General features: G+C 29.1%; 13 protein-coding genes. 3 read left to right on the forward strand and 10 right to left on the reverse strand.

Annotation, left to right across the window (positions count from 1 at the left end; translation table 11 throughout):
- Positions 1-267: 267 nt before the first annotated feature.
- The 8 genes from BMW64_RS07965 to BMW64_RS21070 all read right to left on the reverse strand — a co-directional run bounded on the left by BMW64_RS07965 (position 268) and on the right by BMW64_RS21070 (position 9,042).
- On the reverse strand, positions 268-1,422 hold the full coding sequence (locus tag BMW64_RS07965; protein ID WP_089999499.1) for an EpsG family protein: 1,155 nt from the start codon (positions 1,420-1,422) through the stop codon (positions 268-270).
- Complete coding sequence (locus BMW64_RS07970) at positions 1,413-2,396, reverse strand: glycosyltransferase (protein WP_089999500.1); 984 nt, start codon at positions 2,394-2,396, stop codon at positions 1,413-1,415. The genes BMW64_RS07965 and BMW64_RS07970 overlap by 10 nt, the downstream gene beginning before the upstream one ends.
- A complete protein-coding gene (locus tag BMW64_RS07975; protein WP_089999501.1) occupies positions 2,396-3,535 on the reverse strand; it encodes a polysaccharide pyruvyl transferase family protein in 1,140 nt (379 codons plus the stop codon). The genes BMW64_RS07970 and BMW64_RS07975 overlap by 1 nt, the downstream gene beginning before the upstream one ends.
- A 1-nt stretch (position 3,536) precedes the next feature.
- Entirely contained in the window at positions 3,537-4,874 is a 1,338-nt protein-coding gene (locus BMW64_RS07980; RefSeq protein ID WP_089999502.1) for a Coenzyme F420 hydrogenase/dehydrogenase, beta subunit C-terminal domain, read from the reverse strand.
- Complete coding sequence (locus tag BMW64_RS07985; RefSeq protein ID WP_089999503.1) at positions 4,871-6,391, reverse strand: lipopolysaccharide biosynthesis protein; 1,521 nt, start codon at positions 6,389-6,391, stop codon at positions 4,871-4,873. The genes BMW64_RS07980 and BMW64_RS07985 overlap by 4 nt, the downstream gene beginning before the upstream one ends.
- Before the next feature lie 11 nt (positions 6,392-6,402).
- Positions 6,403-7,569, reverse strand: a complete 1,167-nt coding sequence (locus BMW64_RS07990) for a nucleotide sugar dehydrogenase (protein ID WP_089999504.1) — start codon at positions 7,567-7,569, stop codon at positions 6,403-6,405.
- 14 nt (positions 7,570-7,583) lie between these two features.
- Entirely contained in the window at positions 7,584-7,835 is a 252-nt protein-coding gene (locus tag BMW64_RS07995) for a hypothetical protein (RefSeq protein ID WP_177175257.1), read from the reverse strand.
- A gap of 442 nt (positions 7,836-8,277) precedes the next feature.
- On the reverse strand, positions 8,278-9,042 hold the full coding sequence (locus tag BMW64_RS21070) for a polysaccharide biosynthesis protein (protein ID WP_317048316.1): 765 nt from the start codon (positions 9,040-9,042) through the stop codon (positions 8,278-8,280).
- A gap of 1,332 nt (positions 9,043-10,374) precedes the next feature.
- Between BMW64_RS21070 and BMW64_RS08005 the strand changes: the two genes are divergently transcribed.
- Genes BMW64_RS08005 through BMW64_RS08015 form a run of 3 tightly spaced genes read left to right on the forward strand, consistent with a single transcriptional unit; the run spans position 10,375 to position 13,090 of the window.
- Positions 10,375-11,424: a di-heme oxidoredictase family protein gene (locus BMW64_RS08005; RefSeq protein WP_233788903.1), complete on the forward strand. Its 1,050-nt coding sequence runs from the start codon at positions 10,375-10,377 to the stop codon at positions 11,422-11,424.
- Between the two features lie 2 nt (positions 11,425-11,426).
- The gene (locus BMW64_RS08010) at positions 11,427-11,873 is read left to right on the forward strand and encodes a QcrA and Rieske domain-containing protein (protein WP_051879933.1); all 447 of its coding nucleotides are present in this window, start codon (positions 11,427-11,429) and stop codon (positions 11,871-11,873) included.
- Positions 11,870-13,090, forward strand: a complete 1,221-nt coding sequence (locus BMW64_RS08015; RefSeq protein WP_034975904.1) for a hypothetical protein — start codon at positions 11,870-11,872, stop codon at positions 13,088-13,090. The genes BMW64_RS08010 and BMW64_RS08015 overlap by 4 nt, the downstream gene beginning before the upstream one ends.
- A gap of 285 nt (positions 13,091-13,375) precedes the next feature.
- Here BMW64_RS08015 and BMW64_RS08020 read toward each other — a convergent pair whose 3' ends face one another.
- Both BMW64_RS08020 and BMW64_RS08025 read right to left on the reverse strand, forming a co-directional pair.
- On the reverse strand, positions 13,376-13,570 hold the full coding sequence (locus BMW64_RS08020) for a hypothetical protein (RefSeq protein WP_034975906.1): 195 nt from the start codon (positions 13,568-13,570) through the stop codon (positions 13,376-13,378).
- Between the two features lie 444 nt (positions 13,571-14,014).
- Positions 14,015-14,806 carry a phosphatase PAP2 family protein gene (locus BMW64_RS08025; protein ID WP_089999506.1) on the reverse strand — a complete coding sequence of 264 codons (792 nt, stop codon included), beginning with the start codon at positions 14,804-14,806 and terminating at the stop codon, positions 14,015-14,017.
- Positions 14,807-14,847 lie beyond the last annotated feature (41 nt).

Consider the following 14,847-nt stretch of genomic DNA (forward strand, 5'->3'; position numbering starts at 1 on the left):
TAATATAGGTTGAATAATTTCTAAGTTATTAGCTAAATATTGCTTATCCTTAGTTTTCAAATACATGTTATTATTCGCATTCAAAAAATAACCCAATGCCATAAAATTATACACATTGCTACTTTTAGAAAAAGATCTAATCTTATTAAGATTATTATTTAAAATTAAATCATACTCATTTTTTTTTAAATAATTATATTGAGCATAAACGCTCGTACAAATCAATATAAATATTACATTTAATAAATACTTCATAGATATTAATATTTAATGATTATTAAAATAAAATTGGAATAACGAATGCGAATTTTTTGTAGCAGAAAACTGAGAAAGACAAAAAATTAACGCAAATGCAATAATCATTGCAAAATATTTTAACTTATTATTTATTTTGTTAAAATTTCTACATAAATAATAAGTAAAAAAAGAATAAATAATTGTATCAAATATATAAAAGTACCTAAATGGTCTTGATAAAGCAACTGCGCCATCTGGTATAATATATTTAGCTAAAATTCCAATAAAAAAGAAAAAATAACATATTATAAAATATTTATTATTATAAAATTTTTTTAATTTTTTGCTTTCTAAAATAATAATAATGTTAACCAGTAACTTAAAGTAAACAGCAAGACCTGAGCCATTAGATTCTACAAAACCATCAATTAAATTTTCCATACTATAACTATCGTATAGCCCATCTCCCAGTATAGAAACATATAATGTAAAAACAGATTCTAACTTTAAGATCAAAGTAAAGAATATACTTCGGAGTAAGAATGCTAATAATAATAATATTAATTGTATTTTAATATTTTTAAAATAATCTCTATTTCCAACTAATAATGGATAAAATATCAATAATATTATGGAACTTCTATGTACCATAAATATTATACAAATAAATAATAAGTACATGTAGAAGTTCCTACTGACTATGTATTTTAAGGAATATAACCAGATGCATAGTGCTAGTGCTTGCCTTATCCCATTCATCCAAAACAAAAAACTACCATTAGTAAATAAGAAGAATATTAAAAAAGGATATAGATATCTATTATTTTTAAAAGACAAATAAAAAAATAATATCTGCAAAAATGCAATTATTCCAAAATAGATAGAAAAATGTAATTTAAAATACCAAGATAAATCAGATAAAAAGTAGAATAAATATTCATTTTTTCCGACATGAGTTTTCGTTAAATAACTATTCAAATAAGAAAAATAATCAACTCCTACATCATATCTCATACCAAATATCGTAGAAAAGATTAAAATTGGTAATATTATATCTAAACGCCAAAAAGATCTTTTATCTATATTATTAATTATAAATTTATTAGAATTGTAGTAATAATTAACACCAAATATCAACATTGATGTAATTAAGAAAAAATATGTAATTATACTCTCTATGAACATTTAAGTTTCTTTCTATAATTTTTTACTATAACAGATATACCAAATAGAAGTAAAGATGTTTGTAATAATTTAACTTTTTTATGAGATAGTTTAATTTCTCCCACATCTAATTTATAATTCAAAACCTGTTTTATGGATTTATATATATTACAAAATCCACCTATTGTAAAACATTTACTTAAATTATTAAAAATTGAAGATATTATTCTATAAATCGCATAATCTAATAAGCTAATCTCTGATTTATTTAATTGCTTTAACTTTTTATAATTATTTATGTATTTAATATTATTAATCATCAATAATATTTTATCTTGATCCCACTTTCTGGATGCACTACCATGTCTTTCGTAAATAAAATAAAATATTTCATCAAAAAATATTACCTTCTTGAAATACAACATACATTTTGTAAAAAAAATTGTATCCTCTCCATTTATCAACCCTATTGGAAATTGTATATTGTTTTGAATTATAAAACTTCTTTTAAAAAAAGCGCCACAAACACTTCCTCTTAAATATTGTTTTTGGAAAGCTAATTCATTACCAGTAAATGTTTTTTTTAGAAAAGAACTATTAAATTTATATTTTTCATTTAATCTTTTATTACCATTATTAATGTAAGATTTAGCTATAATACAGTCTAATTCAAAATCATTAACTTGATTAAAAATATTTGATAAAGATTCTTTTTCAATAAAGTCATCTCCATCTATAAAACACAACCATTGTCCATTAGATTTACTTATTCCATTATTTCTAGCTACGCTTACCCCTTGGTTTTCTTGAGAAAAAAGTTGGATATTTGGGTGTTTTATTTCATATTCCTTACAGAGTGATAATGAATTATCTGTACTTCCATCATCTATAAGAATTATTTCATAATCAATAAAATCTTGATTTAAAATACTATCTAGGCATTTTGATACATACTTTTCAATGTTATAAATTGGAATTATTATAGATAGCTTCATTATTTAGTTATCGAAAGATTTATAAAATTCAATGCATTAGATTTAAGAACTTGTAATTTCGAGTTAACCTTATCATAATCTAGATCACGATTTAGAATTTCCTTATTAAATTCATTCTCAGCTATTATTATGCGATCTTCTAGTGAAAAAAGCTTTAACAAAGAATAAAATCTTGAAGCTCCTCTTTGTTTGTTCAATATTGCAATAAATGGTTTATTAAAAATTATTGAAAATGCTGTTCCATGAAAAGAATCAGTTACAACAAATTCCGCATCCATAAAAGCTCTTATCCAAGTTTCTACTTTCGGAAAAACACAATTTTCAATATTATCATTTTCCACAGAATTATACTTATATTTTGGCATAACTTCAAAAGCTTTTAATTTCTTTTCTCTAGCAACAATTTCTACAATATTATTTTTATGATTATTTTTATCAAGGATATAACAAAATAAATTACCTTCACTTTTTTCTATTGCAGCTTTATTTACAAGTTTTATATAATCATCTTTAGATAATAATAATGTAGGATCGATGACCTGCTCTGCTTCTACTTTCAAGTAATCATTACAAAGATTCACTCCGGAATCTTCTCTAACTGATATAGCATCAAAAAGTTTTGCTAATTTTTTATATTTTAATGTTTCTTTTTCATTGAATTCCCAAAAATCAACCCCAAAGGAAGCTGCATATGCTATTTTTTTTACTTTATTATTTTCTTTTAAAAATTCTAAAAATTCTAAATCATTTGTTCTTACCTGATTTCTTCTCCATACTTGATCACTACCTACAATATAACAATTAAACATATATTTATTGTGTAATCTATCAACTTGACTGTTATTAAATATCGTTTCTGTTAATACAATTTCATTTTTTACAAATTCTCGTGTATTACAATCTATAATATTGGTATCTTTATCTGATAACCAATTCTTTAATTTAACATTCTTACCTGAAATCTTTAAAAGAAAATTTTTTAAGAATGAAAGTATTTTGGTTTTTAATGGTAACTTTTGAAGTTTATCTATGCTATAAACCTCATTGCCTCCTCTTTTCAACACCTGTTGTAAAGCCCAGTTTTGTAATATACCACCGTAATTATTTTTTAAGGGATGTGTGATTATTGCTATTTTCATATTACATTGATTTGATACCTAACTTCTTTTTTATTATTTGGACTTTATGATAAATTTTAGTATAAACTTTAAGTGTTTTTATATCATTTTTGATATTATTATCAAATAATGCAGCATCTTTATATTTTAACCACAAAGCTATACTTCTATTTCTAACTTTTAATCTTTGTTTCTGAACTAATTTATATTCAATAGGTATATTTTCTAACAGTCTTTTTCTCTTAAAGGGTATTAAATTATTTTTAGATTTAAAATAATTTAATCTAGATTTCATAGCCATTTGTCTATGTCTAAATGCTCCAGCTTGAGATTCAATAAAGGAATCAATATGTATATTTTCTATTATTAATTCGTTTCTTTTTATCCCTTCATTAATAATAAAATCTGCTAATTCTGATCTTGTTAAAATAACATTATGTCCTTTTCCATCCTTTCTATACGGATTTATCCAAGCATCTCCTAATGTTATATCACTTAATTCACCAGTAACATCATCACTAAAATCAGAAGCAGTACAATTAAACATACCTGTTCCCCACATATTTCCAACTTCTTGCATTCTGACTTTTCTAAATATATTATTTGAATCAAACGCTCCAAATGAATAATCAATTGCTGTTGAATCCAGATTCTTCAGTCTATATTCAGGATTGTAAAATTTACCATTAATTCCACTTTTTTGTGCCAAATACTCCGTAAAAAAAGTACCTTTTACACCACCTGATATTATAGCTATTAAAAACTTTATCTTTTCTTGATATTCAGGATAATAATATTGCTTTAATCTAATGGCCTTTAAAAATGGAGGTATACCAACAATTGCAATTTTACCAACCTTATTATTTATATGTTCAAATAGTCCTTCTAAATTAACCGGATAATAACGTGTTTTAGAAATCTTTTCTAAATCCCTAACATCACTAATCCATTGATAACCATACCTATCATCTTTTTGTCCAACAACAAATAAATGATCTACGATTTTTTCTTTTAATAAAAATTCTAAAATATATGTAGCAACTCCTCCAGAAGAAGAAGTCTCTCTATATTCATTTGAATATCCTACAAATACATTATTATATTTACCTATCCTATTATGCTTAAATTTATAGTTATTAATAAAAATATCGGATAATTTATCTTCATCCTGAACTTCCTTTTCAGGATTTGGATTGAAAGGACAAACTTTTACAGCCATTTCATTAAAAGAATTATCTATTTTTGGAACCCAAAAGCCTTTATTATTCAAGATCATTTTAGAAGATTTTGATTCAGAAATACAAACTCCACATCCAATACATAAGTCATTCTCAACTATTTCTTTTATTGTCGCTTTCATTTTTTGATAATCTTTTTTAATAGTTTTTTAATAATAACTTTTTCATCTTTACCTGTCCCGAAAAAATAAATAATGATTATCATAATCATTAAATATAGAGTTGTTATAAATGTAACTTTAAATAGGTCGTCTAAAATTAAATAGGTATTAATTAACTTAATAAGAGTAAAAGATAATATAGATATTACTAGTAATTTAGATAAATGTTTAACAAGAAACTCCTTAATATTAAAATTTAATACTGTTTTCATAAAATACAATCTTATGAATAATGATATTATTGAAATTATAAACCAAGTATAAAATACTAAATTCGGTGTATTGATAATTTTATATTTTAGTAAAAAATATGATATTGGTAAATTTAAAAATACAATACTACCAACTACTGCTTGATATGTCTTAATTTTTCCTGTGGCTTGTATTCCAGTCATTAATGGTCCTGATATACTATCTATTAATAGACATATTAAACACCATTTCACTAAATAATTTGTATATTTTGGAGAATCAATTAACCACACCTCCAAAATAAAATCAATATTCAAAATTACAGGTGATATTAATATTAATGTTAATACGAATGATAATTTTGAACTTATTACTATTAACTTAATGGATTCTTTTATATTACCTACAGAGTGATTTTTAATTATCTGCGGATTAACTGCTAGTTGAAAATTACTAATAAAAATATTAACAGCACTTTGTACTTGCATAGTAATGCCATAAGCAGCATTTATTAAAGTTCCAAAAAATAAATTTAATATCAAATTATTTCCTTGATTTCTACTAACAGAAGCTATATTTCCAAAAAGATTCCAACCAGAATAACTTATCAATTCTATGAAATATTCTTTATCATAAATAAATTTATACTTACTCTCAATAAAATTCCTCCTACAATAAATTTGATATATTAATCTAATTATTAATGAAACCGTAAATGTTAATATTGAATAAATTATAAGTTTATCATCTTTAATATATATTAATATATATACAATAAATAGCTTTAAAAGTACTTCAATTACACTTACATAAGCGTACACTTTCATTCTTTCTCTTGCTATTATCAGTGCATTATAAGGCACTTGCAATATATTTAAAAGGAAACTTAATATTGAAAACTGATAAACATAATTAACTGCTTTAGTTCTTTCAACAGGAAAACTTAGTATATTATTCAAATACCATAAACCAATTGTTTCGGCGAGTATTAATATCAATATTCCTATTCCAATATGAATAGTCATTGTAATACTAAATGTTTTATTTAAATTAATAAGATCTCCTTTTCCAATATCATAGCTTAAATATCTTTGTGTAGCTGATGACATTGCTGAATTTAAAAAACCAAATAATACAACTATTCCTCCTACTAAACTATATATACCATAATCAGATGCTCCCAAATTTTTTAATACTATTCTTGATGTATAAAGGGTTATAAATAGTATTAAAAACATTCTAAAATATAGAAATGCTGTATTTTTAGCTATATTATTCGTAGACATATAAGGGTAAATTAATCATTCCCAAATAAATCCCTCGTATACACCTTATCCTGTACATCAACAAGTTCCGATGCATTACGATTAGAAATAATTACATCACATTCTTTCTTGAAAAGTTCTAAATCTTTTACTACTCTGGAACCGAAAAAAGACTCTTCATTAAGGGCCGGTTCAAACACTTCAACTTCCACGCCTTTAGCTTTAATCCTTTTCATGACACCTTGTATAGCAGACGCTCTGAAATTGTCGGAGCCTGCTTTCATGATCAGACGGTAAACACCTACCTTTTTTGGTTTTCTGGCAAGTACAGAATCTGCTATAAAGTCCTTACGGGTCCTGTTGGCATCTACAATTGCCTGGATAATATTATTGGGAACAGCGTTATAATTTGCCAAAAGCTGTTTGGTATCTTTAGGCAGGCAGTATCCTCCGTATCCAAAAGACGGATTATTATAATGTGAACCAATTCTTGGGTCCAGTCCAACACCTTCTATAATCTGGCGGGTATCCAGTTCATGAATCTGTGCGTAGCTGTCTAATTCGTTGAAATAAGCCACACGCAATGCTAAGTAGGTATTTGAAAACAATTTAATTGCCTCTGCTTCTGTAGGATTTGTAAATAAAACCGGAATATCTTTTTTTATGGCACCTTCTTTCAGTAACTCTGCAAAAATTTTTGCGCGCTCACTCTGTTCCCCGACAATAATTCTGGAGGGATATAAATTATCATACAGGGCTTTGCCTTCTCTTAAAAATTCAGGAGAAAACACCACATTATTTATATTTAGTCTGCTTTTTAAATCTACAGTATATCCCACCGGAACCGTAGATTTAATAATAATTACAGCTTCAGAATTATATTCTGCAATTTCCTTAATTACATTCTCAACACTGCTTGTGTCGAAATAATTGGTAGTGGGGTCATAATCTGTTGGTGTAGCAACAATAATATATTCAGCTTTATCATAAGCTTCCTTTCTATCTAAAGTAGCTTTAAAATTAAGATGTTTCGTACTTAAAAATGTACTGATCTCTTCATCCTCTATAGGGGATTTTTTAGAATTAAGCAATTCTACTCTTTCCTGAACAATATCTAAAGCTACAACTTCATTATGTTGCGCCAATAAGACGGCATTAGACAAACCTACATACCCTGTTCCTACTACTGCTATTTTCATTTTCTAATTTCTTTTTATATACGATTATCGTATTTCTCTAAAATTCCTTTAACATCTTCATTGACAAGGTATTGACTTGGTTCTACGTATTGGTTGATTCCTCTTCCACTGTCGCTCCCTACTTTGTTTGCAGTATTAAGATTAAAAGGTTTTACGGCAATTTCATCAAGTGCGGATACCAGAATAAGAAGAACATCTCCTTCCTGAATATGTAATTTCTGAAATTTTGCTTTCGCAACTTCCTCTTCCATATTATGTTTCGACATATATATCATATCCTGCTTCGGTCTGCATGATAACAAAATAACCGATAACAATGTTATATATGTAATAATCTTTTTATTCATATGTTGTTTATTCTAACTCTACTTGTGTTATTATTTAAAATCTATCTGAACTAAATTTAATTTAAGATACCTAATAGGAAGAAAGCTAACCACATAAGTATTCTATATTTATAAAAAGTTTACGAATGTGAGTGGTATTTAATCTTTATATTTAAAATCAATTCTTTCTCTAGCAATTTTCATTCCGTTTGGAATTAATAGCAAAATTATTATTTTATATCAGTTTTTTATGTATTTTATTCTTTAATTTTCATTCATATGCTTCATGTTTAGATATCTTGTCAAGAATTTCAATTCAGAGTTATTGCTTTTAAATTCCGGCACAATTATTTTTAATATTCTCACAATCTGTAAACTATCTTTATTCATTGCTGAAAGAATAATTTGCGAGCACAAAAATATCTATATCTTCAAACTTCATCAATGGATCTCTGGATATAATAATTTTCTCATGATGGGTAGGAATAGTTGTAGAATTATCCGGTAAAAGTTCTTCATATAGTTTCTCATCAGGTCTTAACCCAATAAAATCAATTTTAATATCGATACCTGGAGTATATCCTGATAATTTGATCATTCTTTCCGCTAAATCCAAAATTTTAATTGTCGGACGATTCAGTACATCTTCAATCTGAAGAGGACGGATACTTCTCACCTTATCATCCTCTTTTATGATATTGGTTATGGGTACTTTTAATACTTTCAATCCTTTATCCAATGCAAAGCTAGTCCATTCTTCTATCTCTTGCTTTGTCATCACATCTTTGATTAAAACCGCATCAAATTGTTCTTTCAGAGAATCACTCTTAAGAAATTGCTTTTTATTATAAATTTTATGGCCAAGCAACCTTGCTTTTTTAGAATCTGATCTTGCAGTGAGAAATCCTGCCAGCTGATAGGGATGATCGGGATTGTGAATAATAGCCTTTGCTAATGACACGGAAGTATCCTCTACTCCTACAATAGCAATTCTAGCTTTGGATAGAGTATCCTTAGAATCTATTAAGACACCGAAAAGCTTTTTGATTGCCATTCTGAAAAAAAACATCAGAAAAATGGAGACAAAGAAAAATAAAAAAAGAACAGGATATAAAAATACGGGTTTGCCCAATATCAGTTCTGACATAAAATTTAGTCCAAGCAAGACAATAAGGGCACTGCCTGAAGACCATACAATTTTAAAAAAGTCAAAAAAAGTAGAGTGTCTGATAATTCCTGCATAAGTTTTGAACAGAATTATACATAGACTATTAATAAGCACCACTGAAAATATATTTTCCTTTTGATACTTAGTAAAGTTGAGTTTTACCTCCAGACTATTCAGAAGAAAATATGAAACTAAAATTGAAAAAAAAATGAATGAAACATCAATAAGAAAAACCGACCACCTGGGTATATATCTTAACTCCCTGATTTTAAAAACATTCCCCATACACAAATAAATCTAAAGTATCTTTTTCATTATTTCAACAATTGGTGGTTTTATTATCAGGCGAAGATAATAATTATTATTAATATTTTTAATAGCATAAGTTAATTTTTATTCAAAATATAAATTACTATTGCCACAAAATATTTTAACCTAAAATTAATATGCATATTCCAAAAAAAATACTGCAAAATAAGTATTTTACAGTATTTTGACTACTTTGATTAGTAGTTGCGATCCGGACGGGACTTGTTCTTATTTGAAAAACTCCCTATCCATAAGCTTTATGTCGTTCTCTTATTTTTAGGTCACCGAATAGGTCACTTTAATAAACAAAAATAGAGTGCGTCGTTTTTACTGGTGCAAAGATATGTTTTTTTTTATTTTTCACAAATAAATGTAGATCTTTTTTCTATCTCTTCCATAATCCACAGATTTTCAAATAACAAATATACCCTGCCCTAATCATTTTTCGCTTTTGATATAAATCCCCAAACCAAAAATCATTAATGAACTATCATCCTTTTTATCTTTGGTAAGTTTAGATGGTAAAATTGTATAATTTACAAAAAATAATTACCTACTACTATTAAGACGGTCAACCTTAGCACTTGGCAACCAACTGTTTCGTCTGGCTATTAAAATTTGTACACTAGGACTGTTCAATATCCACATTAATTTACTATGCGATAAAGGTTATTGTTTTTCAAGAAAAATATCCTAACAGCACATATCCTGAGATTAAATTCCGTTTCAAATTATCTAATCTTTATTTATAGTGTTTGCTATAAATGCACAGCAGTCATAAAAATAATTAGACATAGCGAAATAAAAAGTTAGATTAATCTAACTTTTTATTATATTTGAAAAAAAAACGTGAGCAAGAGATATATACCTATTATTATAATTTTCTATCTTCTTTTTCTGATCGTACAAGCTTGTGATAAACTTCAGCCTGAAGCGATAGATGAGAGTGAATTACTTGATGGCTCCATTGTGGGGTTATCATATGCTGAAAACCAACAATTTTTGCGAGGGGATATCGCCTTTAACGATGAAACCTTCACGGTCGGGAAAGGTCTTGGTCCAACCTTCGTGGCAACAAGTTGTGGAAGCTGTCATGCTGGTGATGGAAAAGGGACTCCCTTTACTACTCTTATACGTTTTGGACAGACTGACGAAACAGGAAATTTATTTTTGCTTTTAGGTGGTCCTCAATTGCAAAATAGGGCGATACCAGGTTATACTCCGGAAGCAATTCCTCCCGGAGCAACATTTTCTAAATTTACTCCGCCTGCCAATACCGGATTAGGTTTTATTGAATTGGTTTCTGATATGGATATTTTGGCAATGGCTGACCCTTTTGATACAAATAATGATGGCATCTCAGGAGTCCCCAATTATATTGATCTTCCGGCATATCAAGCACCATTCTTCTTTGCTGTAACAAAAGGAGGGAAGTATATCGGAAGATTTGGTAAAAAGGCATCCACATACAGTTTACTACAACAAACCGTTAATGCTTACAATCAAGATATGGGCATTACTTCAACTTTTAATCCTCACGATGTTTATTCAGGAATGAATGTTGATCCCGAAGTTTCTGATAAGACCATCGCAGATGTTGTATTTTATCTTCGTACATTGAAAACACCTATTCAGCGAGACGCAGAAAATAGTATCATTAAACAAGGTCAGACTATATTTTCTCAGATAAGTTGTAATAAATGTCATGTCCCGGAACTGAAAACTTCATCCTCCTCAATTTCACCATTATCCAATAAAAAGTTTTATCCGTACACAGACTTATTACTTCATGATATGGGTGCTTCTTTGGATGACAACTATACGGAAGGCACTGCGAAAACTTATGAATGGCGTACGCCTGCACTGTGGGGGTTAGGTTTATCTCCAAAATCACAAGGCGGTCAATACTTCTTAATGCATGATGGCAGGGCAAAAAGTATAGAAGAAGCAATACAGCTTCACGGGGGAGAGGCTGCAACCAGCAGAACCAATTACACTCAATTACCAGTCCAAGAAAAAGAAGCTATTATTAAATTTTTGAAATCCTTATAATTATGGACAGACTTGAATTTCTCAAAAAATGCAGTTTGGTCTGTTTAGGCTTTACTGCAATTCCTCCCATTCTTTCAGGGTGTATAAGCAATAAAATGATTTCAGGAGCGATTAAAGACGATTATATCATATTGCCTTTGGAGGATTTTATGGATACAAAATATCCTGACAAAAAATTATCCTATGTAATTATTCAAAATGAATCTCTCAAATATCCCATTTGTGTATTTCGTTTTTCGGAAACTGAGTATGAAGCATTATGGATGCAATGTACCCATCAGGGTAGCCAGTTACAAGTATTTGGAGATAAGCTACAGTGTCCTGCACATGGTAGTGAATTTTCCAACCAAGGTTTAGTACAAAACGGTCCTGCTGATCAGACCTTAAGAAAATTTCCAGTATACATAGAATCGGATTTTTTGAAAATTTCTTTAAAAAAACCGGTATGAAAAAAATTATCTATCTAATTATAATTTTAATTTTTCAGGAAGCCACAGCACAGATAGATTCTGAATTACTAAAAAGAATACCTGTAGACAGTTCTCGCTCTTTGAACATGGATGCCGTTTACAAGCGTCCCTTCTTAGGATTAGGGAAAGTGCCTGTCTCTATTGGTGGCTATGCGGAAGCCAATTGGCAGCATATCAGCACTGATGGTATATCTGATGGACATCAATTTCAATTACGTAGGATGACACTTTTTGTATCTTCTACAATTTCCTCAAAAATTAAATTTCTGAGTGAAATAGAATTAGAAGAAGGAGGTAAAGAGATTAATATTGAATTTGCTGCCATTGATGTAGAGTTTAATCCCTTGCTTAATTTGAGAGGAGGAATTATTATGAATCCAATTGGTGCTTTCAACCAAAATCATGACGGTCCGAAATGGGAGTTTACCGATCGTCCTATATCTGCTACAGAAATGTTGCCTGCTACATTCAGTAATGCTGGTTTCGGATTTTATGGAAAAATGTATAAAGCCGAGTGGATGTTCGGATACGAGGTATATCTATCAGGAAATTTTGATAATTCAATTATTGACAATAATCAAAACAAAACGTACTTACCTGCTGCCAAAAGTAATCCTGAACGTTTTGAAGAAATTAACAGCGGTGTTCCTCTTTTAACAGCAAAAATTGCCACAAGACATGAAAAAGCAGGAGAATTTGGAGTCTCTTATATGGGAGGAATCTATAATAAATTTCAGGATGAAGGTCTTCAGGTTGACGATAAAAGAAGGGTTCGGGTATTTGCATTGGATTATAATAATACACTTCCAAACCTTGGAACTTTAATTACTGCAGAATGGGCTTGGGTTAAAGTAGATGTCCCGGAAACTTATACACAACAATATGGAGACAGGCAGCATGGAGGATTTATAGACATTGTTCAGCCAATAATTAAAAGAAAAATTTTGGATTGGGAAAGAGCAACCGTTAATCTTGCATGCCGTTTAGAGTATGTAGATTGGAACGTAGGTCATTTCAGAGAAGACAACAGCAAAATTGGAGAAGATTTATGGAGTATTATGCCTGCAATCAGTTTTAGACCCAATGCACAAACTGTTTTTAGACTTAATTATAGATTTCAGAAACAGAAAGACATTTTTGCGAACCCTGCGGCAAAAACTGTAGGCTTCAGCTTTGGTATTTCAACGTATTTCTAATAATTTGCCTCCGCAGATCTTAGGATTGAGCAAAAAGTCATTCTTGAGTTAATACTCCGTGGATATTCTTTATGTTTTTGTTAAGGGACAAAAAGCAAGAAAGACTGTTTCGTAGGATTACTGGAATTAGCGAATTCAATCTAGATTTTATACATAACGACTCAATTAAATATTAATATTTGAAAATGCTCACTTATGAAGAAAGATTAAAATACGGTACATTATATTATTAAAAATATACTGAATTCCAGTATTGAAATTCAGTATTTATAAGAACTATGCTATTTACTTCTTATTCTCATCATGATGTTCTTTCTCATCGTGATGTTCTTTTTCTTGATGATGCTCGGCCTCATCGTGATGCTCCGGCTCATCTGCATGTTCAGGACCCTCGTGATGTTCCTTGTGCGGATGATGTTCTTTGTGTTCGTGATGTTCTGGATGGTCGTGTGTCTCTTTTTTTTGATCTTCGCTGTTCATAACATTTTAATTTAAAGGTGAATATTAATTTATATATGTTGTTATTTGTGAAAGGCAAATAAGATGCCAAAACAAAGCTATAATCTACTGATTTTAAATACTTTCCATTGTTTTAAACAATATTGCTTCAAACATCTAAATAATTTTAAATGTCCTTTAAAAACGTGATATGTTAAAACATTACTCTAAAAAAATATTATTTCTATCTGTCCATAGTTAACTATTGATCGTTTTAGGAAGTAGATTGATTAGTTTTTACTTTGATGATATTTAAAATGATGGTCTTTGACAGGATGAAAATATTTCTTAAATCCATATGTTATAAGAGATAGTATCAGGATACTAAAAACTATCAAATAGAATATATCTTCTGACGCAAGCCGATGCTTTCCCCTCCTGATTATTCGTCTCCTAAATCGTCTTTTAAATCCCATAATTTCTCATTTAAAAAAATAGCTGGTACTTCAAACCCAAACTTTTCTGCTGATAACTCTTCTGGAAATAAGGAGAAATCATAGATAATGTTTTTTCATTCTTACTTTTAAATAAAGTTTTGATCTTTGGATATAACCAATATGCTATCTCAGTAGAAAAAATTCCGATACCAGCACCAGACAGGACATCTGTAACCCAATGCTTATTATTGATGATTCTGTACACACTAGTAAAAATGGCAAACGGATATCCTGACAGACTGATCCAATAATTGCTGTCCCTATATTCTCTGAACATAAACTGTGCAGTTGAAAATGCGATCGCTGCATGACCTGAGGGAAATGACATATAATTTGATTGATCAGGCCGCTCCCTGCCGATCAATGATTTTGAAGGAATAACTATTGCCAATAAGATAGCTTGTGATGTTGCTAAAATGATCGTTCGATCTTTTAAGTTATGTTTCCCTCGAACACCCGCTATGTTTAAACCATAAACGAGCGCAGCTGGTACAAATAAGGTATAGTTGTCTAATTTTGAATTGTTTAATGTATGATCGTTTACCTCCCTTCTCACATCATAATCAAACTTTTTGATTTCAGGAATTGTAAAACCAATTGCACCTGCCGATATCAAGCTAACCGGAACAATAAGTTTTTTATAATCCAAAGTATCATCTCTTATTATTAAAGAATCTTGTTGAGCAGTTTTTTGCAATGACAAACTATCCTGAGCATAAATACTTAGAGAGAATTTCAGTAAAAGGATTAGTATTGAGTTTTTTTTTACATAAGTCCACATAAAAATTATATTTCTGATTTTTATTGTTCGGATCTAACATT

This window comes from Chryseobacterium taichungense, assembly GCF_900109935.1.
Lineage (GTDB): Bacteria > Bacteroidota > Bacteroidia > Flavobacteriales > Weeksellaceae > Chryseobacterium > Chryseobacterium taichungense.

Coding starts and splice junctions, on each gene's coding strand:
- BMW64_RS07965 (WP_089999499.1), bottom strand. CDS start 1,422: ATGTTCATAGAGAGTATAATTACATATTTTTTCTTAATTACATCAATG.
- BMW64_RS07970 (WP_089999500.1), bottom strand. CDS start 2,396: ATGAAGCTATCTATAATAATTCCAATTTATAACATTGAAAAGTATGTA.
- BMW64_RS07975 (WP_089999501.1), bottom strand. CDS start 3,535: ATGAAAATAGCAATAATCACACATCCCTTAAAAAATAATTACGGTGGT.
- BMW64_RS07980 (WP_089999502.1), bottom strand. CDS start 4,874: ATGAAAGCGACAATAAAAGAAATAGTTGAGAATGACTTATGTATTGGA.
- BMW64_RS07985 (WP_089999503.1), bottom strand. CDS start 6,391: ATGTCTACGAATAATATAGCTAAAAATACAGCATTTCTATATTTTAGA.
- BMW64_RS07990 (WP_089999504.1), bottom strand. CDS start 7,569: ATGAAAATAGCAGTAGTAGGAACAGGGTATGTAGGTTTGTCTAATGCC.
- BMW64_RS07995 (WP_177175257.1), bottom strand. CDS start 7,835: ATGTCGAAACATAATATGGAAGAGGAAGTTGCGAAAGCAAAATTTCAG.
- BMW64_RS21070 (WP_317048316.1), bottom strand. CDS start 9,042: ATGTCAGAACTGATATTGGGCAAACCCGTATTTTTATATCCTGTTCTT.
- BMW64_RS08010 (WP_051879933.1), top strand. CDS start 11,427: ATGGACAGACTTGAATTTCTCAAAAAATGCAGTTTGGTCTGTTTAGGC.
- BMW64_RS08015 (WP_034975904.1), top strand. CDS start 11,870: ATGAAAAAAATTATCTATCTAATTATAATTTTAATTTTTCAGGAAGCC.
- BMW64_RS08020 (WP_034975906.1), bottom strand. CDS start 13,570: ATGAACAGCGAAGATCAAAAAAAAGAGACACACGACCATCCAGAACAT.
- BMW64_RS08025 (WP_089999506.1), bottom strand. CDS start 14,806: ATGTGGACTTATGTAAAAAAAAACTCAATACTAATCCTTTTACTGAAA.